This is a genomic window from Amycolatopsis sp. 195334CR (genome assembly GCF_017309385.1).
In the GTDB taxonomy this organism is placed as follows: Bacteria; Actinomycetota; Actinomycetes; order Mycobacteriales; family Pseudonocardiaceae; genus Amycolatopsis.
In genome coordinates, this window is the sequence record NZ_JAFJMJ010000001.1 from 3,314,285 (window position 1) to 3,332,783 (window position 18,499).

Below are 18,499 nucleotides of genomic sequence, written 5' to 3' on the forward strand. Positions count from 1 at the left end.
GGCCGGGCACCCGATCGGGTGCCCGGCCTTTGTCGTGATCGGTGCCGGGGGTGACGAAACCATTTCGGGCGCCGGAACGTCTGAGCCAGCGGGCGGGCCAGCGCCGCTGGTGCGCTAGCGTTCAGTAACCACAAGCCGCCTCTTTTGCCACACGCCGAGTGGCCGGTCGGACGACAGGAGAACACGGATGTCCTTTCCCAGCAGTGGGCCTGGTTACCCTCCGCAGGGTGGCGGCCCCCACAATCCCCAGGGACCGGGTACCGGGTCGTTCCCGCCGGTCGGCCCGCCGCCGCAACAGCAGCAGCAGTTGCAGGCCGGGGCGCTGAACTTCGCGGTCATCCTCGCGCTGGCCGTGTCGGTGCTGGGCCTGGTGCAGTACTTCGTCGGCTTCTCGGACGAGGCGTCGCCCGCCACCGAGTCGACCACCTGGTTCCTGGTCGGCGGCCTGCTCGCCGCGCTGCGCGTGCTGCCGAACGCGCCGAAGGTGCTGCCGTTCGCCGCGCTGATCAGCGTGCTGGGTGCGCTGCAGGCGCTGGACCACGTGATCGGTTACGGGGAGAACGACACCGTTCCCGGCATCATCACGGTGATCGTCATCCTCGGTTTCCTGCAGCTGCTCGCCGCGGTGGCGGCGCTGCTGTTCGACTACAACGTGCTGAAGCTGCCCACGCCGCAGCCGCAGGGCGCGCCGCAGCAGCCGCAGTTCGGCCCGCCGACCGGGCAGCAGCCCGCGCAGCCGGGTCAGCCCGGGCAGCCGGGGCAGCCGGGTCAGCCTGGTCAGTACGCGCCGCAGCAGCCGCAGTTCGGTGGCCCGCCGCCCGCCTCGTCGCAGCAGACCACGCAGTACGCGCCCACCGGCGGCAACCAGCCCGACTCGGGCGGCTTCGCGGCGCCGACGCAGTACTCGACCCCGGTCACGCCGCCGCCCCCCGGGCAGCAGTCGACCACCTACGCGCCGCAGCAGGGCCAGTTCTTCCAGTCCGGCGGTTCGGGTTCTTCGGAGTCCGGTGGGCAGCAGTCCCCGGGCACCCCGCCGGGCGGGTTCGGCAAGCCCAGCAGCTGATCCCCGGTCCGATCGAAGGCCACCCGCGTGCGCGCGGGTGGCCTTTTCGCTGTGCCCCGACCGGGTGGCTGTGGCTGGTGCCATTTTCGATCAACGGCGTGGCTCACCCGGATGGCCCAGCCTGGATGCGAGGGTCAGCGGTATGCAGGTGCTCACCACTGGGCCGGACGGCGCCGAGCGGCTGAGCGACCACGGCACGCACGAGGAGGTCACCGGGGCGGCTCGGTTCCGCGTGCTCCTGGTCGCCGCCGTGCTCCCGCTGCTCGCCGGCTACACGCTGGCCGCCGGTTCGGTGGCCGCGGTGGTCGGCCTCGCCCCCGGTTCGGGGTTCAGCATCAGTGGTGCGCTGCGGGGTGGTGGTCCGGCCTGGCTGGCCACGCAGCAGGTGCCGCTCGGTCTCGGCGGGGCCCCGCTCGGGGTGCTGCCGCTGCTGCCGACGATCTTGCTCCTGCTGCTGGTGGCCAAGGTCGCGTCGAGCGCCACGCGCAAGCTCGGGCACGTCGACGCCACGCACGCGCTCGGCGTGGTCGGGGTGATCGCGTGCGCGCACGCCACCGCCGGGGTCACCGTCGCGGTGCTGTGCAGCGGTACGGAGGTGGAAGTCGAACCGCTGACCGCGTTCCTGCTGCCGGGCGTGCTGTCCGGGGCGGCCGCGGCGGCCGGGGTGCTCGCCCGCTGCGGGGTGCCGGAACCGGTGCGGCAGTACGTCGACCCGGTCGCGGTGCGCGGGCTGCGTGCCGGCGTGCTCGGGCTGGTGGCGCTGCTGGTGGCAGGGGCGCTGGTCACGCTGCTCGGGTTCGGCCTGTCCGTGCCGGAGACCATGCGGTTGTTCGACGCCGAGACGGCCGGCAGCGGGGCGGGCATGCTGCTGGTTTCCGTGGTGTACCTGCCGAACGCGGTGGTGGCCGGGCTGTCCTTCGCGGCCGGGCCGGGGTTCTCGATCGGTGCGGTGAACATCACGCCGTTCGCCTTCGACGGCGGGCCGGTGCCCGCGCTGCCGCTCCTCGCGGCGTTGCCGGAGGCGCAGGCGGCCTGGTGGCCCGCGTTGCTGGTGCTGCCCGCGCTCGCCGGCGCGCTGAGCGGCTGGACGTTGCGCCGCTGCGACCCGGACCCGCTGGTCCGCGTGCGCGCGGCGGCGATCGCCGGTGCCACGGCCGGGTTCGGCTGCGTGCTGCTGGGGACGTTCGCCGGTGGGCGGTTCGGGGACGCGTTGTTCGACCCGGTGACCGTGCCGATCGCGTTGTTCTCGCTGGCCGGTTCGTGCTGGGTGGCGCTCCCGGCGGCGGCGGTGGCCTGGCTGACCGGCAGCACCGGGCCGGTGGCGCCCGCGCCCGACGACATCCCGGGCGACGACGCCATCACGGAAGTCTTCGACGCCATCCAAGACGACGACACCGCCGAAGCTTCCGACACCTCCGACACCTCCGACACCGACGAGGATCCCGAGGAAGAACCGGACGACTCCGCCGACTCCGCCGAGGAATCGGCCGCCACCGGCGCGACCGACGAAGCCGACTGGACCGGCGCGCCCGACGAAGGCGACTGGGCCGGTGAAGCCGACCGGGCCGGTGAAGCCGCCGTGGCGGACTGGGCCGAGGAAGCCATCGCGACCGACGAAGCAGACGTGGCCGAGGAGCCCGCTCCGGGTGCCTCCGAGGAGCCCGAGCGCCGCGACTAGGCTGGGCGTGCCCAGGTCAATGGCCATGTGCCCGAGCAAGGAGACCCGTTCTGCCTAGTCGGTTGGAGCTGCCCACCCCGGCCAGGGTGGTGGTGCTCGCCTCGGGGTCCGGAACCCTGTTGCAGGCCTTGCTCGACGAATCCGCCCGCCCCGGTTTCGGCGCGACGGTGGTCGCCGTCGGCGCCGACCGCACCGGGATCGAGGCACTCGCCCGTGCCGATCGCGCGTCCGTGCCGTACTTCACCGTGCGCGTCGCCGACCACCCCGATCGCGCGGCCTGGGACAAGGCGCTGACCGAAGCGGTCGCTGCCTACCGGCCCGATCTGGTGGTCTCCGCCGGGTTCATGAAGATCCTCGGCGAGCAGTTCCTGGCGCGCTTCGAGAACCGGGTGCTCAACACGCACCCGGCGCTGCTGCCCTCCTTCCCCGGCATGCACGCGGTCGCCGACGCGCTCGCCGCCGGGGTGAAGGTCACCGGGTCCACCGTGCACTTCGTGGACGCCGGCATGGACACCGGCCCGATCATCGCCCAGGAGGCGGTGGTGGTGGAGGAGTCCGACACCGAGGACCGGCTGCACGAGCGGATCAAGTCGGTGGAACGGCGGCTGCTGGTGGACGTGGTCGCGAAGCTGTGCCGTGCGGGCTGCACGGTGGACGGACGGAAGGTGAGTTTCAGGTGAGCGAGCCGGGGCGGAAGCCGGTCAAGCGGGCGCTGATCGGCGTTTCGGACAAGGCAGGACTGCTGGAACTGGCGACCGGCCTGCACGCCGCCGGGGTGGAGATCGTGTCCACCGGCGGCACCGCGAAGGTGATCGCGGACGCCGGTGTGCCGGTCACCCCGGTCGAGGAGGTGACCGGGTTCCCCGAGTCGCTCGACGGCCGGGTCAAGACGCTGCACCCGCGGGTGCACGCCGGGCTGCTCGCCGACCGGGACCGCGCCGAGCACGTGGCGCAGCTGAAGCAGCTCGACATCGCGCCGTTCGACCTGCTGGTGGTGAACCTCTACCCGTTCCAGCAGACGGTGGCCTCGGGTGCCTCGTTCGAGGACTGCGTGGAGAACATCGACATCGGCGGCCCGGCGATGGTGCGGGCCGCGGCGAAGAACCACGGCAGCGTGGCCGTCGTGGTGGACCCGGCGCGCTACGACTGGGTGCTGGAGAACGTGCGCGACGGCGGGTTCGACCAGGAGGACCGCAAGCGCCTCGCGGCGGCCGCCTACGCGCACACGGCGTCCTACGACATCGCCGTGGCCAACTGGTTCGCCACCGCCTACGCCCCGGCCGACGACGCCGGTTTCCCCGACTTCAAGGGCGCTTCCTGGGAACGCGCCGACGTGCTGCGCTACGGCGAGAACCCGCACCAGGAGGCCGCGCTGTACCGGCACTGGAGCGGCGGCGGGATCGCGCACGCCGAGCAGCTGCACGGCAAAGCCATGTCCTACAACAACTACGTCGACGCCGATGCCGCGCGCCGCGCGGCCTACGACTTCGACGAGCCCGCCGTGGCGATCATCAAGCACGCCAACCCGTGCGGCATCGCGGTCGGAGTCGACGTCGCCGAGGCGCACCGCAAGGCGCACGCCTGCGACCCGGTTTCGGCCTACGGTGGGGTGATCGCCACGAACCGCCCGGTCACCCTGGCCGCCGCCGAGCAGATCGCGGACATCTTCACCGAGGTGCTGGTGGCGCCCGCGTTCGACGAGGACGCGCTGGAAGTGTTGACGCGCAAGAAGAACATCCGGCTGCTGCGCCTGCCGGAGGCCGCGGCGTCCCGGCTCGAGGAGCGGCCGATCTCCGGCGGTCTCCTGGTGCAGGCGGCGGACCGGATCGACGCCGAGGGCGACAACCCGGCGAACTGGACGCTGGCCACCGGTGAGGCGGTCGACGAGGCGACGCTGGCGGACCTGGAGTTCGCCTGGCGCGCGGTGCGCGCGGTGAAGTCGAACGCGATCCTGCTGGCGCACGACCGGGCCACCGTCGGCGCGGGCATGGGCCAGGTGAACCGGGTCGACTCGGCGCGGCTCGCGGTGGCGCGCGCCGGTGACCGGGCCAAGGGCGCGGTGGCTTCCTCCGACGCGTTCTTCCCCTTCCCGGACGGACTGGAAGTGCTGATCGAGGCCGGGGTGCGCGCGGTGGTGCAGCCGGGCGGCTCGGTGCGCGACGCCGAGGTGATCGCCGCGGCGGAGGCCGCCGGCGTCACGGTGTACCTCACCGGCACGCGGCACTTCGCGCACTGAGATGGGGTACCCGCAGCAGCCCGGTTGGGGCTACGGCTACCCACCGCAACCGCCGCCGAGGAAGAAGAGCAGGCTGGGACTGGTCCTCGGCCTGGTCTTCGGCGGCTTGCTGCTGCTGGGGATCTCCATCCCGCTGGTGCTGTTCGCCATCGAGTACAACGAGTCGGTGGGCGGCCCGGGCTCCCCGAGCCAGGCGGCGCCCGAATGCCAGCTGCCCGAACAGGTGACGGCCAAGTACCACGCGTCGTCACTGAGCGGCGGCCGCGACGAAACCGTGGCGACCGGGGGCCTGCGGCAGGTCAACTGCGGCTGGGCGCCGTCCCCGGAGGAGACGGTCCACTTCCGGTCGGTGACCTTGTACATCAACCAGTACACCGGCCGGGACGGCGAGCAGGAGGCCGCCGAGTCCTTCGAACAGCAGCCGCGCGAACCTGGCGCGGTGGAGGTCGAGGGGCTCGGAGACCGGGCGTACCTGGTGCCGGTCACCGGTAGCAGCTCCTACAGCGGTGCGGAAGTCCGTGTGCTGAAGGGGAACACCCAGTTCAGCCTGAACTACACGGGCTGGGACAAGGAGTTCTGGTTCTTCGGCACGGCCAAGATCCCGCAGCCACAGGCGGACGAGGCAGCCAAGGCGTTCGCCACCGGGATCGCCGCGAACCTGGGCTAGCCCCGATGACCACCATCGCGCTGCGCCCGGCCACGCCCGAGGACGACGAGTTCTGCTTCCGCCTGCACAAGGCCGCACTGGGCGAGTACGTGGCCGAGTTGTGGGGCTGGGAGGACGAAGCGAAGCGCGAGTACCACCGGCGCTCGTTCACTCCGGAGCGCTGGCAGATCGTCACCGTGGACGGCGTCGACGCGGGCGTGCTGGTGGTCGAGGAGGAGCCGGACGAGGTGTACCTAGGCCGCATCGAACTCCACCCCGATCACCAGGGGCGCGGTGTCGGCGGGGTGCTCCTCCGGCGCGGCCACAAGATCCACCTCCGTCGCGATCCCTAGCCCCGGCGGCGGACGGTTCGTTCGAGGATGCCGAGCGTGGCCTTGAGCGCCGATTCCGGGACCACCGGGAAGGTGACGCGCTCCCGCCACTCGTCGCCGACGCGCGACCAGTCGTAGTAGGACGTGACGAGGGTGCCGCCCTCGGCCGGGGTCAGCCGGTAGCCGTAGACGTGGCCGACGTGCGGCCGGAACTGCCCTTCGACGGTCCAGGCGATCTCCTCGCCGGGGACGAGTTCGGTGATGACCACCTCGACGTCGTACTTGCCCAGCGGGACGTCCCCGAGCGCCTCCCGGTCCATGTGCACCACGAACCGGTCACCGGGCCGCTCGACCGGGTCCCCGTCGGCGTCGAGGAGCATGCCCGACGCGTCGATGTCCACGTGCCCCTTCGGATCGGTGAGCACGGCGAAGACCGCTTCGGCCGTCGCCGGGATCAGCCTGGAGACCTCGATCCGTTCCACGCCAGGGGTTTCCGCCGTGCGGATCAGGGTGGCGCGGCCGAGGGTGTGGGAGGACATGGCGAACCCGAGCAGGGCGGGCGTGCCGTCCGCCGGCACCCCGATGTCCTCGACGTCCAGCGCGTGCACGGTGACGAAGTAGCGGTGCGGACCGTGCCCGGCGGGCGGTGCCGCGCCGACGAAACCGGCGACGCGGGCGTCGTTGGGCAGCTGGAACGCCGGTTCGGGAACGGATCCCTCGGGCAGCGAGGTCACCGTCGCGGGGATGTTGGCGACGGCCCAGTGCCAGAAACCGGACATCGTCGGGGCGTCGGGGTCGTACATCGTGACGGCGTAGCTCTTGGTGCCGGTCGGGGCGCCGGTCCAGGAGAGCTGGGGGCTGGTGTCGCCGCCGGGCAGCGCGGTGCTCGTGGTGGTGACGGTGAAGGCCGGAACCTCGGGGAGGCGGGCGAAGGGATCGGTCATGTAATCGACCATAGCAAAGATAATCGATTATCTACCAGATCGTCTACGCTGAGGCGCATGACGATGCTCTCCGAGCGGGTCCACGACCACCTGCGGAACGCGATCATGCGCGGGGATCGACCCCCTGGTGAGGCCCTGAAACCGCAGGACATCGCGAAGGAGCGGGGCGTGAGCCTGGCGGTGGTGCGCGAGGCGCTCGTGCGGTTGGTCGGGGAGGGGCTCGCCGACCGGTTGCCCAACCGCGGGTTCGCCGTTCCGGCCTACTCCGACCGCCGTTGGCAGGAGATCGCGGAGGCCCGGCGGAGCATCGAGCCGGTCGTGCTGCGCCTGTCCGTCGAGCGCGGTGACGTCGAGTGGGAGGCCCGCGTGCGGGCGGCGCACCACCGCCTCGTGCGCACGCCGACGCACGTCGAGGAGGAGGGCGAGTACTACAGCGCGGCGTGGTCGGAAGCGCATCGGGTTTTCCATCGCACGTTGCTGGAGGGGTGCGGGAATCCGGTGCTGTTGGAGACCTTCGACCGGTTGTGGACCGCGAGCGAACTGGCTCGCCGCTGGTCGGCGCACCGGAATCCGGAACGCGACGGCGTCGCCGAACACCAGCGCCTGGAGGAGGTCGCGCTGGCGCGCGACGCCGACGCGGCGGCGGAGGTGCTGGCGGCGCACCTGTCCCTGACCGCGGCGGGTCTGACGGGCTGAAGAAACCTTCATCACCCGTCAGGGTGTTCCGCAGTTGACATGATCGACGGCCACTGCTTGACTGGAGCTATCGAACAAACGTTCGACAAGGTGACCGCCTTCCCCGCGGTGACGATGGCATGGCGCTCGTGTTGCCAAGAGCACGGGTGTGGTCCGCGACGTCGTTGGGTGGAGGAGGTGACCGGTGCCGGTTGGTGTGACCGTTCCGGCGTCATCGGCCTCGCCCGCTCCGCTGGCGCGGCTGGCGGCGTTGCCGGGGGTCAGTACGGCGAGTGGGGTGGCGGCGGCCGCCCGGCATGCTCAGGTGACGGGAAAGGTGCTGCCCGTCCTGCCCGAGCTGGCCGGGTTGCTGCCCGCCGGTGGACTGCGACGCGGTGGCACGGTCGCGGTGCACGGCTCTCCCTCGTTATTACTGGCCCTGCTTGCCGAAGCCACCTCGCGGGGTTCCTGGGCGGCTGTGGTGGGTGTTCCCGAGCTCGGCGTTGTGGCGGCGCACGAGCTCGGGGTCGCGGTGGACCGTCTCGCGCTGGTCAACCGGCCGGGAATGGAGTTCGGCGCGGTCACGGCCGCTCTGCTGGACGGGATGGACCTGGTGGCCGTGGGCGGCGCGGGCGGTGGCGCTCGCGGTGCCGGTCCATCCCGTTCCCAGCAACTGGCACGCCGCCTTTCGGCACGGGCCCGCAACCGGGGTGCGGTCCTGCTGTCACTGGGACCTTGGCCGGGGGCCGAGGTGGAACTGACCTGCGAGGCGATCACCTGGCAGGGCTTGATGGAGTCGGGAAAGGGGTTCCTGCGAGGCGCTGATCTGAACGTGCGCACCAACGGCCGCGGTGCCGCCGCGCGCCCGTTGCGCGCCACCGTCACCCTGCCCGCACTTCACGACGCCCACCCAGAACGCTTGGCGGAGCCAGCCCCCGCCGAGCCGCCACTGCATGCCGCTTCCGTGCAGCCTGCTTCTGCCGAGCCACCGATGCCCGCCACTTCGGTGCGGCCAGTGCCTGCCGAGCCACCGATGCAGGCTGCATCAGCGCGGCTTGCTTCTGCCGAGCCGCCGCCACATGCCGTGTCGGAGTGGTGGGGGCCGGAGCATGCCGCGCCAAGGCAGTGGGCAGCGGAACACAGCGAGCCAGAACACTGGAGCAAGCCAGAACACTGGGCCGAGCCAGTCGAGGCCGGTGTCGGATGAGCGACAACAACCGCATCCGGATGCTGGTGCTCTGGTGCCCCGACTGGCCGGTGGTGGCCGCCTGCGCGGCGGAAGCAACCCCGCCGGATCGGCCCGCTGCCGTGTTCTCCGCGAATCGCGTCGTCGCCTGTTCGGCGTTGGCGCGGGCCGACGGGGTCCGTCGCGGCATGCGGCGCAGGGAGGCGCAGTCCCGCTGCCCGGAGCTGGTGGTCTTCGGCGCCGAACCGGAGCGGGATGCCCGGTTCTTCGAGGCCGTCGCCGTCGCCGTTGAGGAGTTGGTGGTCGGGGTCGAGGTGGTGCGGCCGGGCATCGTCGCCATGCCGGTGGCCGGGGCCGCCGGGTACTTCGGCGGCGAGGCACGGCTGGCCGAACTGCTCGTCGACCAGGTGGCCGCGCAGGTCGGCGTGGAATGCCAGGTGGGCATCGCGGACGGGCTGTTCGCGGCCACCCTCGCCGCCCACCGGTCGGCGCTGGTGGAGGCGGGCGGCACCGCGAACTTCCTTGCCCCACTGGACATCCGCGTGCTCGACCAGCCCGGTGCGGACCGGGCCGAACTGGTCGACCTGCTCCGCCGCCTCGGCCTGCGCACGCTGGGCGCCTTCGCGGCGCTGACCACCCGCGAAGTGCTCAGCCGCTTCGGCGCGGACGGCGAAATCGCGCACCGGCTGGCGTCCGGGCGATCCGAGCGGCCACCGGTCCGCCGCCGCCCGCCGCCCGAGCTGACCGTGACCAAGGAGTGCGACCCGCCGCTGGACCGGGTGGACGTCGCCGCCTTCACGGCCAAGACCATGGCCGCCGGCTTCCAGGCCGGGCTCGCGGCCTGGGGCCTGGCCTGCACCCGGCTCGGCGTGCACGCCGTCACCGAGAACGGCGAGGAGATGTCGCGGATCTGGCGCTGCGCCGAACCGCTGGACGAGCAGGGCGTGGCCGATCGGGTCCGCTGGCAGTTCGAGGGCTGGCTCAAGGGCAGGACCGGCCGCCCGACCGCGGGCGTGGTCCGGCTCCAGCTGGTCCCCGAGGAGACCGTCGAGGGCCGGTCGTTGCAGCTCGGCCTGATCGGCACCGAGCAGCAACTCGCCGACGAACGGGCCGCCCAGGCGATGGTGCACGTCCAGGGCCTGCTCGGCCCGGAGGCCGTGCTCACCCCGGTGCTCGACGGCGGGCGCGGCCCGGCCGAACGCGTGCGGCTGGTGCCGTGGGGCGATCGCCGCGTGCCCGCGCGCCTGCCGGAAGCCCGCTGGGACGGACGGCTGCCGATGCCCGCGACGGTGTTCCCCGAGCCGCTGCCCGCCCGGGTCTTCGACGCGGGCGGCACCGAGGTGGGGATCACCGAGCGGTACCAGCTCAGCGGCCCACCCGCCGCGGTGGCGGTGGACGGCGGTGACGCGCGCCCGGTGCGCGGCTGGTCCGGGCCGTGGCAGGCCAGGGGCCGGGGAACCGACCAGGTGCGGCTGCAGGTGGTGCTCGACGGCACGTCGGCACTGCTGCTGGTCCGCACGCTCGACAATCCGAAGTGGACAGTGGAAGGGGAGTACGGCTGGTGAGTGACCAGGAGTACCTGCGCCGGGTGCGCGAATGGCTGAGCGAGGAACTCGGTGGCGCGCCCGCCGAGGTGGCCGGGATCGAGCTGGACCTGTCCGCGCTGATCCCGCTCCAGCGCACCGGTGAGCACCAGTACGGCTGATGGGCTGGAACAACCCGCCGGTCCGCTGGCAGGACCTGGAACGCGAGCTGTCCGGACGACAGCCGGAGTCTGAGCGTGAGGCGTCCGGGCAGCAACCGCTCCAGCCGGAGCCCGCACGCGAGCTGTCCGGGCAGGCGATTCCACCGGAGTCCGAGCGGGACGGGGGCGACAGCCCCGCCTGGACTCGGCACCGTCACGCCTACCGCCCCCCGGAGGATCTGCGCACCCGCCGCGGGGACGACCAGGCGGGCGCAGCCGTGCGCGTGCCGTACGCCGAGTTGCACTGCCATTCGAACTTCAGCTTCCTCGACGGCGCGAGCCACCCGGAGGAACTGGTGGAGGAAGCCGTCCGCCTGGGGTTGGATGCGTTGGCCCTCACCGATCGCGACGGTATGTACGGCGTCGTGCGCTTCGCCGAGGCCGCCGCGGATCTCGGCCTCCGCACGGTGTTCGGCACCGAGCTCAGCCTCGGCCTCAACAGCCCCCAGAACGGCCTGCCCGACCCCGAGGGCGAGAGCCTCCTCCTGCTCGCCTACCAGCAAGAGGGCTACGGCAACCTCTGCCGCGCGATCACCCGCGGCCAGCTCCAAGGACCACAGTCGGAGAAAGGCCGCCCCGTCTACGACCTGGAATCCATCGCCGAGGACACCGCGGGCAAGTGCGTCGTCCTCACCGGCGGCCGCCGAGGGGCGGTGCGCCGCGCGCTGGTCGACGGAGGCATCGACGCCGCGCGCACCCGGCTCGACCAGCTGGTCGCCCTCTTCGGCCGTGAGCACGTGGTCGCCGAGCTGGTGTCCCACGGCGAGCCGATGGACGACCACCACAACGACGCCATCCGCGACCTCGCCGAGTCGTTCGGGCTCCCGCTGGTCGCCACCGGCGGCGTCCACTACGCGACCCCGCGCCACGGCCGCCGCCTGGCCGCCGGGCTCGCCGCGATCCGCGCCCGCCGCAGCATCGAGGAGATGGAAGGCTGGCTACCCGCTGCGGACAACGCCTTCCTGCGCTCCGGCAAGGAAATGCAGGAGATCTTCACGCGCTACCCCGGCGCGGTGCAGCGCGCGGCCCTGCTGGGCACGGAATGCGCGTTCGACCTCAGCCTGGTGGCGCCGGACCTCCCGCCGTTCGACGTGCCCGACGGCCACACCGAGGCCAGCTTCCTGCGCCAGGAGGTGATGAAGGGCGCCGCCCACTGGTACGAGGGCAACGAGAAAGCGTACGCCCAGCTCGAACACGAGTTGCGCATCATCGAGGAACTCGGCTTCCCCGGTTACTTCCTGATCGTCTGGGAGATCGTCGACTTCTGCCGCCGCAACAACATCTACTGCCAGGGCCGGGGGTCGGCGGCGAACTCCGCGGTCTGCTTCGCGCTCGGCATCACCAAGGTCGACTCGGTGAAGTGGAAGCTGCTGTTCGAGCGCTTCCTCGCCCCGGACCGCGACGGTTACCCCGACATCGACCTGGACATCGAATCCGGCCGCCGCGAGGAGGTGATCCAGCACGTCTACCAGAAGTACGGCAGGCTGCACACCGCCCAGGTGGCCAACGTGATCACCTACCGCTCGCGCTCAGCCGTGCGTGACGCCGCCCGCGCGCTCGGGTATTCGCCGGGACAGCAGGACGCGTGGAGCAAGCAGCTCGACCGCTGGGGCCCGCTCAATTCCACAAAGGACGATCACGACCACGACATCCCGGCCGACGTGCTGGCGATGGCAGGCGATCTGGAGGGCTACCCCCGGCACCTGGGCATCCACTCCGGCGGCATGGTGATCTGCGACCGCCCGGTGAGCGAGGTCTGCCCGATCGAATGGGCGCGCATGGCCGATCGCAGCGTGCTGCAGTGGGAAAAGGACGACTGCGCCACGGCCGGACTGGTCAAGTTCGACCTGCTCGGCCTCGGCATGCTCTCCGCACTGCACTACATGGTCGACCTGGTCGCCGAATTCGAAGGCAAGACCATCGAACTGGGAAAGCTGGACCTGGAGGACAAGAAGGTCTACGAAATGCTCCAGCGCGCCGACGCGATCGGGGTGTTCCAGGTGGAGAGCCGCGCCCAGCTGGCGACGTTGCCGCGCCTGGCCCCGCGCAAGTTCTACGACCTCGCCGTCGAGGTCGCGCTGATCCGCCCCGGCCCCATCCAGGGCGGCTCGGTGCACCCGTTCATCCGCCGCTACACCGGCAAGGAGGAGTGGGACTTCGACCACCCGCTGATGGCGAACGCGCTGGGCAAAACCTATGGCGTGCCGCTGTTCCAGGAGCAGATGATGCAGATCGCGCTGGACGTGGCCGGGTTCAGCGCCGCCGAAGCCGACCAACTACGGCACGCGATGGGGTCGAAGCGTTCCCAGCAGCGGATGGAGCGGCTGCGGAAGCGGTTCTACGAAGGAGCCGAGGCCAACGGCGTCGAGCGCGAACTGGCCGTGCGCATTTTCGTCAAGCTGCAGGCGTTCGCGAACTTCGGCTTCCCCGAGAGCCACGCGCTGAGCTTCGCGTACCTGGTGTTCGCCAGCGCCTACTTCAAGCTGTACCACCCGGCCGCCTTCTGCGCGGCGTTGTTGCGCGCGCAGCCGATGGGCTTCTACTCCCCGCAGTCGCTGGTCGCCGACGCGCGGCGGCACGGGGTGGTGGTGCTCGGCCCCGACGTGAACGCCAGCGACTGGCACGCCACGCTGGAACCCCACGGTGACAAGGAAAACGCCGTACGCACCGGCCTCGCGACCATCCGGAACATCGGCGAGGACGTGGCGAAGGCGCTGGTCGCCGAGCGCGCGAGCGGCGGCCCGTTCGCGGACATGGCCGACGTCGCGCGCCGGGTCAGGCTGAAGACCCCGCAGGTGGAGGCGCTGGCCACGGCCGGTGCGTTCGGCTGCTTCGAGGCGGACCGGCGCAAAGCTCTCTGGGCCGCGGGCGCCGTGGCCGGCGAACGCCCGGAGAAACTGCCGGGCAGCGCGGTCGGCGTGGCCGCTCCCGCGCTGCCCGGTATGGACGACCTGGAGCTGGCGGTGGCCGACGTGTGGGCCACCGGGATGTCCCCGGACAGCTTCCCGACGCAGTTCGTCCGCGACCAGCTGGACGCGCTCGGGGCGCTCTCCTCCGAGGCGCTGCACCGGGTCGAGCACGGCACGCGGGTCCTCGCCGGTGGCGCGGTCACCCACCGGCAGCGCCCGGCCACCGCCGGCGGCATCACCTTCATCAACCTCGAGGACGAGACCGGCATGATCAACGTGGTCTGCTCGGCCGGGTTGTGGCGCCGGTACCACCGGGTCGCCCGCGACAGTTCCGCCTTGCTGGTGCGCGGGGTGGTCGAACGCGCGGACGGGGTGGTCAACCTGATCGCCGACCGCCTGCAGCGGTTGCAGTTGCGCATTCCCGCCAAATCCCGGGATTTCCGATAATCGGATTGACCTGCCCAACGGTCCGGGGCCACTATTTCCGTGCCTGGACGAAGGGAGGTGTCCGAAGTGGACGTTCTAGTGCTGAACGCGGGATACGAGCCGCTGCAACGGGTTTCCGTGCCGCACGCGGTGCGCATGCTGGTGCGCAACGTGGCCGTGGTCCACGAGGCGGGCACCGGCCCCGCGTTCGGGGTCTTCCCGCGCCCGCGCATCGTGCGGCTGCTGAAGTACGTCGTGATGAAGTGGCGTTACGCCGCGCCGCCGCGCTGGTCGCGCCGCGGTGTGCTCCGGCGGGACAACCACCTCTGCGCCTACTGCGGCAGGCACGCCGCCACCGTGGACCACGTCCTGCCGCTGTCCCGCGGCGGGGAGCGGACCTCGTGGCTGAACACGGTCGCCGCCTGCGGTGGCTGCAACGCGCGCAAGGCGAACAACCTGCCCCGCGAGGTGGGCATGCACCTGCGTTTTCCTCCGCGCGTCCCCACCTGGGACGAATTCTCCGAGCTCGTACCTAGGTGACCGCACCGAGAACGCGGAGGAGGCTGTGGCGCACCGCCGCGGTCGCGTTCTCGGCGGTCATCCGGCCGGCGCCGACTTCGGCGCCGGCCGCGTGACCGAGGGCCACCACCGCGGCCGCCAGCCAGGCCGGTGACTGGTCCCGGCTGAACTCACCGGCTTCCTGGCCACGGCGGATCACCCGGTCCAGCCGGTCGAGCACGGTGCCGTGGTCCTGCTCGTCCGCACCCGCGATGGCGGGGAGCCGCGGGTACCGCTCGAAGGTCCGCCAGCTCGCGTCGAACAGGCGCAGGATCGCGTCGGCCGCGGGGCCTTCGTCCAGCTTCGCCGCGTCCATCGCGGCGACCGCCTCCGCGGTCACCCGCTCGACGACCGCCGCCGCCAGCGCTTCCCGTGACGGGAAGTGCGCGTACACGGTCTGCCTGCTCACCCCGGCGGCTTCGGCGATTTCCTCGACGCTGGCGTCCGGACGCGCGCCGAGCACCTGGCTCGCCGCGGCGAGGATCGCGTGGGCGCTGCGTTCGGCGTCGGCCCGGCGCCGCCGCTTCGGGGTCAACTCAGACATGCTTGTCAACTTTACTGGCCCGCTCTAGCCTTGACAGCACTGTCAAAGTTAAGGAGCCGAGCATGACCACCGAAGACCTCATCGCCTACCTGACCTCGTACCCCGAGGAAATGGCCTTCGGCACCGAGTCGCCGGAAACCGTGTTCGACCGGTACCACACGCCCGACATCGAGTACCGCAACGAAGGCATCCTGCTCAACCGCGACCGCCTCATCGCGCACGCGCGCCCCGCTCGCAAGAACGCGACCAGCTGCACCGTCGAGGTGCACGACGCGCTGGTCTGCGGCGACCGCATCGCCGCGCGGTACACCCTGCGCGCGACCATGCGCAAGGGCACCAAGTTCGCTTCGGACATCCACATGTTCGGCTCGGTCGAACCGGACGGCCGCATCCGCCGCGTCACCCAGATCGGCCGCGAGCTGGAGGCCTGACCGCTTCTGCGAAGCTGGGGCGGTGGAAGCAGAAACGGAAACCGGTGAGGACTACCGAGACGCGGTACTGCCCGGCGCGAACTGGGAACGACGGCGGTTCGTCGGCTGCGACTTCACCGAGGCCGACCTCCGCGGCCTGGTGACGCAGGGCTGCACCTTCGACGAATGCGATTTCACCAAGGCGGACCTCGGGGAATCCCGCCACACCGCGTCGGCGTTCCGCTCGTGCGTGTTCGACCGGACGGTGCTCGCGGACACCACCTGGGAGAGCTGTTCGCTGCTCGGCTCGTCCTTCACCGCGTGCCGGATGCGGCCGATTTCCTTGCGGGAGTGCGATTTCACCCTCGCGTCACTGGGCGGCGCGCGGCTGGCGAAGGTCGCGCTCGCCGGATTGCGCTTCCGTGAGGCCAACTTCCTCGACGCCGACCTCTCCGGAACGGACCTGTCGGGCGCGGACCTGTCCGGGGCCCGGCTCGCCGGCGCGAAGCTGGAGGGCGCCGATCTGCGCGGTGCCAAGCTCGAAGCCCGCGAACTGCGCCAGGCGAACCTCGCCGGCGCGCGGGTCGACATGGACACCGCCATCGCCTTCGCCGCCGCGCACGGCCTGCTGGTGAGCTGAAAAGGGGCGTTCCCGCGGCGGGAACGCCCCTTCTTCGTGCACAGACCTCAGTCCACCGGCGGTTCGCCCGGGTCCAGTTCGATCAGGTCGCCCTCGTTGAGCAGGTCCTCGATCGACGCGGGCAGCAGGTACGCCGCGCCGCCACCGGGCTGGTTGAACCACGGGATGGCGATGCCGGCGAGCGCTTCGAGCGGCCGCTGCACCCGGTAGACGTGGTAGGGCCGGTTGACCCACTCCGGCACCAGCGAGCGCTCCTCGAACGGCGTGCCCGCCACGTAGGTCAGGTTGCCGTTCGGCCCGCCGAACCGGTCCAGCTCACTGCCCGCGGGCAGCTCGCGCAGCTCCTTGCCGCGGAACAGGGTCAGCGGCGGCTCACCGGCGAGCGGCTTGATCGGCCACTGCTGGCCACCCGCACCCCCGCCGCTGCCACCGGCGGCGGCATCCTCCCGGCGCGGGGCGGGCCGCTGCGGCGCGGCCGGGGCCGGGCGCGGCGGTTCGACCGGCGGCACCGGCACCTGCTGGGTCGGCGCGGGCTCCGGCGGCCGGGCGGGCGGTTCGGGCCGGGACGGCGGCGCGGGCGGCGCCACCTCCGGGGTCAGCGTGGTCATCAGGCCGGGACCGGCTTGGTCGCCGTCGAGCAGCGCACCCACCGGCGTCGGCGACTGGCGGGGCGGCGGCTGCCGGAACGGCTGCTGGGGCGGCTCCGGCGGCTCCTCGCGCACCGGGGCGACCACCTGGGTCGGCGGCGCGGGCGGCGGCTGCGGGGGTGCCTGCGGTGGCGGCGGGGGCGGTGTCGGGGGCTGCGCCGGCGGTGGCGGCTGCGGCGGGGCAGGCGGCTGGGCCTGGCTCCGCGCCTGCGGACGGCCGTTGAGCAGAAGCTTGCCGAGCATGAACGCGGCCGCGTCGTCGGCGTCGCCGAAGACCGCCGGATTGGTCAGCTCACCGTCGTACCAGCCGACCCGCCAGCCCGCGTCGATCCGCTCCAGGCTCCAGCCGTGCTCGGCGGGCTCGCCGATCCGGTACTCCTCGTCCGGGATCCGCAGCTCGTCCAGCTTGTCCTGCAGGTCGTCGAGGACCGGGTCCCCGTGCTCGACCGGCTCCGGCTCCTCGACCGGCGGCGGGCCGCCCGGCGCGATCGGGGTCATCGCGACCTGGGTGGGCGCGGCGGCGGGCACGTCCGGCTTCGGCGCCGGGGTGAACCGGGTCGCCTGGTCCGGCCCGGCGGGCACGAACTCGTCCTCGTCGTCGATGTCCACGACCTCGTGCGCACCGTGGGCCCCGGCGGGCTCGGGTTCGCTGAAGCCCTGCTCGTCGAAGCCCGGCTGGTACCCGTCCTGCGGATCCGGGTACGCGTGCGGCTCGGTCGCGTACTGGTCCTGGCTCGGCGGGGTCTTGTCGTCGTACTCGGCCTCGTACTGGTCGTCGTAGGCGGCGTCGGCGTACGACTGCTGCTGCGGCTCGTCGAACTGCTCGAACTGCGGTTCCGGCGGCGCGGCCGGGGCCGGGGGCGCGACCGGGGCGGGCGGGGCCACCGGCGGCGGGCTCGACGGCGCGCCCGGCCGCGGCGGCGGGCCGCTGCTGTGCACGTAACCCGCGGCGGCCTGCCGGGTCGCCTCCGGCACCTCGGCGACGGTGAAGTTGTGCTGGTGGATGTGGTCGATCAGGTCCTGCTCCGGCGAGACGCCGTAGGTGCGCAGGTAGTAGTTGACCGCGGCGGGCCAGATCCAGGTGCCGTCGCTGTGGAAGGCGATCGGCACGGCGGCCTCGGGCACCTCGGCCAGGCGGTCGGTGTCGTACCCGCGGCCGGGCACCACCACCGGGGCGGCGTCGAGGTAGTCGAGCAGGCGGTCCTGCTCGTCGTGCTCCAGGTCGGGACGGGTGATCACGGGGTGGCCTGCCGGATCCGTGCCGTCGAAGACCCTGGCGATGCGGAAGCGCGGGCCGGGCCGCTCCGGGCCGAGGCCGGACATCCGGCGCATCAGCCATTCGGGGATGTTCTCCTCGGCGCGCGGGAACATGCGCAGCTCGTCGGCGTAGGCCTGCGGCGGGGGCATCAGGTCCCACGTCGGCTCGTCGCGGTCGTACTCGAGGTTGTAGCTGGACGGGTGGTCGAGCTGGTAGCGGGCGTTGAACCAGGTGCCCCGGCCGTCGCGGTACATCCCGCCGCGGAGCCTGCCGAACAGGGTGGCGATGTCGTGGGTGGCCACCCACTCGCGGGAATCACCGTCGGCGGTGACGATCTCCCCGGTCAGCTCGTGGTACCGGCCCACGGCGCGATACTCGGCGGTGACACGCTGCCAGTCACGCGGGGCGGCACGCAGAAGCGCCAGCCCGATCTGCTTGACCAGGGTGTCCTGCTCGGTTGCGTTCAGCTGGGTCGTCGGTTGAGCCACCCCGACATTTTGACTGGTCCGCTCCGGCAATGCACGGCACATGTGACTAAAGGGCCTGACCGCCAGCTCACACCCGCTTTCTGCCTCGCCCGACCGGGGGTCGCGGAGACGAGGA

At 72.1% G+C, this 18,499-nt stretch carries 16 protein-coding genes and 1 pseudogene; 14 read left to right on the forward strand and 3 right to left on the reverse strand.

Annotated elements, in window-relative coordinates:
- Positions 1 to 187: 187 nt before the first annotated feature.
- The 6 genes from JYK18_RS16295 (at position 188) to JYK18_RS16320 (ending at position 5,976) form a co-directional block, all read left to right on the forward strand.
- Positions 188 to 1,063, forward strand: coding sequence for a DUF5336 domain-containing protein (locus tag JYK18_RS16295; RefSeq protein ID WP_206802858.1), 876 nt, complete (start codon positions 188 to 190; stop codon positions 1,061 to 1,063).
- Between the two features lie 142 nt (positions 1,064 to 1,205).
- Positions 1,206 to 2,741 carry a DUF6350 family protein gene (locus JYK18_RS16300; RefSeq protein ID WP_206802859.1) on the forward strand — a complete coding sequence of 512 codons (1,536 nt, stop codon included), beginning with the start codon at positions 1,206 to 1,208 and terminating at the stop codon, positions 2,739 to 2,741.
- Between the two features lie 62 nt (positions 2,742 to 2,803).
- Complete coding sequence (gene purN / locus JYK18_RS16305; RefSeq protein WP_206802860.1) at positions 2,804 to 3,421, forward strand: phosphoribosylglycinamide formyltransferase; 618 nt, start codon at positions 2,804 to 2,806, stop codon at positions 3,419 to 3,421.
- Positions 3,418 to 4,977 (forward strand): bifunctional phosphoribosylaminoimidazolecarboxamide formyltransferase/IMP cyclohydrolase, encoded by a 1,560-nt coding sequence (gene purH, locus JYK18_RS16310; RefSeq protein ID WP_206802861.1) that lies wholly within the window; start codon positions 3,418 to 3,420, stop codon positions 4,975 to 4,977. The genes purN and purH overlap by 4 nt, the downstream gene beginning before the upstream one ends.
- 1 nt (position 4,978) lies before the next feature.
- Entirely contained in the window at positions 4,979 to 5,644 is a 666-nt protein-coding gene (locus tag JYK18_RS16315; protein WP_206802862.1) for a hypothetical protein, read from the forward strand.
- A 5-nt stretch (positions 5,645 to 5,649) separates the two neighbouring features.
- Positions 5,650 to 5,976, forward strand: coding sequence for a GNAT family N-acetyltransferase (locus JYK18_RS16320; protein WP_206802863.1), 327 nt, complete (start codon positions 5,650 to 5,652; stop codon positions 5,974 to 5,976).
- Here JYK18_RS16320 and JYK18_RS16325 read toward each other — a convergent pair.
- On the reverse strand, positions 5,973 to 6,899 hold the full coding sequence (locus JYK18_RS16325; protein ID WP_206802864.1) for a YbhB/YbcL family Raf kinase inhibitor-like protein: 927 nt from the start codon (positions 6,897 to 6,899) through the stop codon (positions 5,973 to 5,975). The genes JYK18_RS16320 and JYK18_RS16325 overlap by 4 nt on opposite strands.
- 63 nt (positions 6,900 to 6,962) lie before the next feature.
- Here JYK18_RS16325 and JYK18_RS16330 point away from each other — a divergent pair, with 63 nt between their 5' ends.
- The 6 genes and pseudogenes from JYK18_RS16330 to JYK18_RS16355 all read left to right on the forward strand — a co-directional run bounded on the left by JYK18_RS16330 (position 6,963) and on the right by JYK18_RS16355 (position 14,379).
- Positions 6,963 to 7,595, forward strand: coding sequence for a GntR family transcriptional regulator (locus JYK18_RS16330; protein WP_206804267.1), 633 nt, complete (start codon positions 6,963 to 6,965; stop codon positions 7,593 to 7,595).
- A gap of 196 nt (positions 7,596 to 7,791) precedes the next feature.
- Positions 7,792 to 8,505 (forward strand): annotated as a pseudogene (locus JYK18_RS16335) (hypothetical protein); the annotation flags it as partial.
- A 272-nt stretch (positions 8,506 to 8,777) separates the two neighbouring features.
- Positions 8,778 to 10,325, forward strand: coding sequence for a DNA polymerase Y family protein (locus tag JYK18_RS16340; protein ID WP_242579160.1), 1,548 nt, complete (start codon positions 8,778 to 8,780; stop codon positions 10,323 to 10,325).
- Positions 10,322 to 10,465 carry a hypothetical protein gene (locus JYK18_RS16345; RefSeq protein WP_206802865.1) on the forward strand — a complete coding sequence of 48 codons (144 nt, stop codon included), beginning with the start codon at positions 10,322 to 10,324 and terminating at the stop codon, positions 10,463 to 10,465. The genes JYK18_RS16340 and JYK18_RS16345 overlap by 4 nt, the downstream gene beginning before the upstream one ends.
- The gene (locus JYK18_RS16350) at positions 10,465 to 13,860 is read left to right on the forward strand and encodes an error-prone DNA polymerase (protein WP_206802866.1); all 3,396 of its coding nucleotides are present in this window, start codon (positions 10,465 to 10,467) and stop codon (positions 13,858 to 13,860) included. The genes JYK18_RS16345 and JYK18_RS16350 overlap by 1 nt, the downstream gene beginning before the upstream one ends.
- A 66-nt stretch (positions 13,861 to 13,926) precedes the next feature.
- Complete coding sequence (locus JYK18_RS16355) at positions 13,927 to 14,379, forward strand: HNH endonuclease (RefSeq protein WP_206802867.1); 453 nt, start codon at positions 13,927 to 13,929, stop codon at positions 14,377 to 14,379.
- Here the strand turns inward: JYK18_RS16355 and JYK18_RS16360 are convergent.
- The gene (locus JYK18_RS16360) at positions 14,372 to 14,941 is read right to left on the reverse strand and encodes a TetR/AcrR family transcriptional regulator (RefSeq protein ID WP_206802868.1); all 570 of its coding nucleotides are present in this window, start codon (positions 14,939 to 14,941) and stop codon (positions 14,372 to 14,374) included. The two genes, JYK18_RS16355 and JYK18_RS16360, sit on opposite strands and share 8 nt — an antisense overlap.
- A 62-nt stretch (positions 14,942 to 15,003) precedes the next feature.
- Between JYK18_RS16360 and JYK18_RS16365 the strand changes: the two genes are divergently transcribed.
- Both JYK18_RS16365 and JYK18_RS16370 read left to right on the forward strand, forming a co-directional pair.
- On the forward strand, positions 15,004 to 15,372 hold the full coding sequence (locus JYK18_RS16365; RefSeq protein ID WP_206802869.1) for a nuclear transport factor 2 family protein: 369 nt from the start codon (positions 15,004 to 15,006) through the stop codon (positions 15,370 to 15,372).
- Between the two features lie 22 nt (positions 15,373 to 15,394).
- Entirely contained in the window at positions 15,395 to 15,991 is a 597-nt protein-coding gene (locus JYK18_RS16370; RefSeq protein ID WP_206802870.1) for a pentapeptide repeat-containing protein, read from the forward strand.
- Positions 15,992 to 16,038: 47 nt separating this feature from the next.
- Here JYK18_RS16370 and JYK18_RS16375 read toward each other — a convergent pair whose 3' ends face one another.
- A complete protein-coding gene (locus JYK18_RS16375; protein WP_206802871.1) occupies positions 16,039 to 18,426 on the reverse strand; it encodes a TNT domain-containing protein in 2,388 nt (795 codons plus the stop codon).
- Positions 18,427 to 18,499: the final 73 nt, after the last annotated feature.

What these genes read in the sequence shown, in the direction of transcription:
- JYK18_RS16320 (WP_206802863.1), top strand. Translation starts at nt 5,650, where the DNA reads ATGACCACCATCGCGCTGCGCCCGGCCACGCCCGAGGACGACGAGTTC.
- JYK18_RS16315 (WP_206802862.1), top strand. Translation starts at nt 4,979, where the DNA reads ATGGGGTACCCGCAGCAGCCCGGTTGGGGCTACGGCTACCCACCGCAA.
- JYK18_RS16340 (WP_242579160.1), top strand. Translation starts at nt 8,778, where the DNA reads ATGAGCGACAACAACCGCATCCGGATGCTGGTGCTCTGGTGCCCCGAC.
- JYK18_RS16330 (WP_206804267.1), top strand. Translation starts at nt 6,963, where the DNA reads ATGCTCTCCGAGCGGGTCCACGACCACCTGCGGAACGCGATCATGCGC.
- JYK18_RS16360 (WP_206802868.1), bottom strand. Translation starts at nt 14,941, where the DNA reads ATGTCTGAGTTGACCCCGAAGCGGCGGCGCCGGGCCGACGCCGAACGC.
- JYK18_RS16350 (WP_206802866.1), top strand. Translation starts at nt 10,465, where the DNA reads ATGGGCTGGAACAACCCGCCGGTCCGCTGGCAGGACCTGGAACGCGAG.
- JYK18_RS16300 (WP_206802859.1), top strand. Translation starts at nt 1,206, where the DNA reads ATGCAGGTGCTCACCACTGGGCCGGACGGCGCCGAGCGGCTGAGCGAC.
- JYK18_RS16325 (WP_206802864.1), bottom strand. Translation starts at nt 6,899, where the DNA reads ATGACCGATCCCTTCGCCCGCCTCCCCGAGGTTCCGGCCTTCACCGTC.
- JYK18_RS16295 (WP_206802858.1), top strand. Translation starts at nt 188, where the DNA reads ATGTCCTTTCCCAGCAGTGGGCCTGGTTACCCTCCGCAGGGTGGCGGC.
- JYK18_RS16375 (WP_206802871.1), bottom strand. Translation starts at nt 18,426, where the DNA reads ATGTGCCGTGCATTGCCGGAGCGGACCAGTCAAAATGTCGGGGTGGCT.
- JYK18_RS16365 (WP_206802869.1), top strand. Translation starts at nt 15,004, where the DNA reads ATGACCACCGAAGACCTCATCGCCTACCTGACCTCGTACCCCGAGGAA.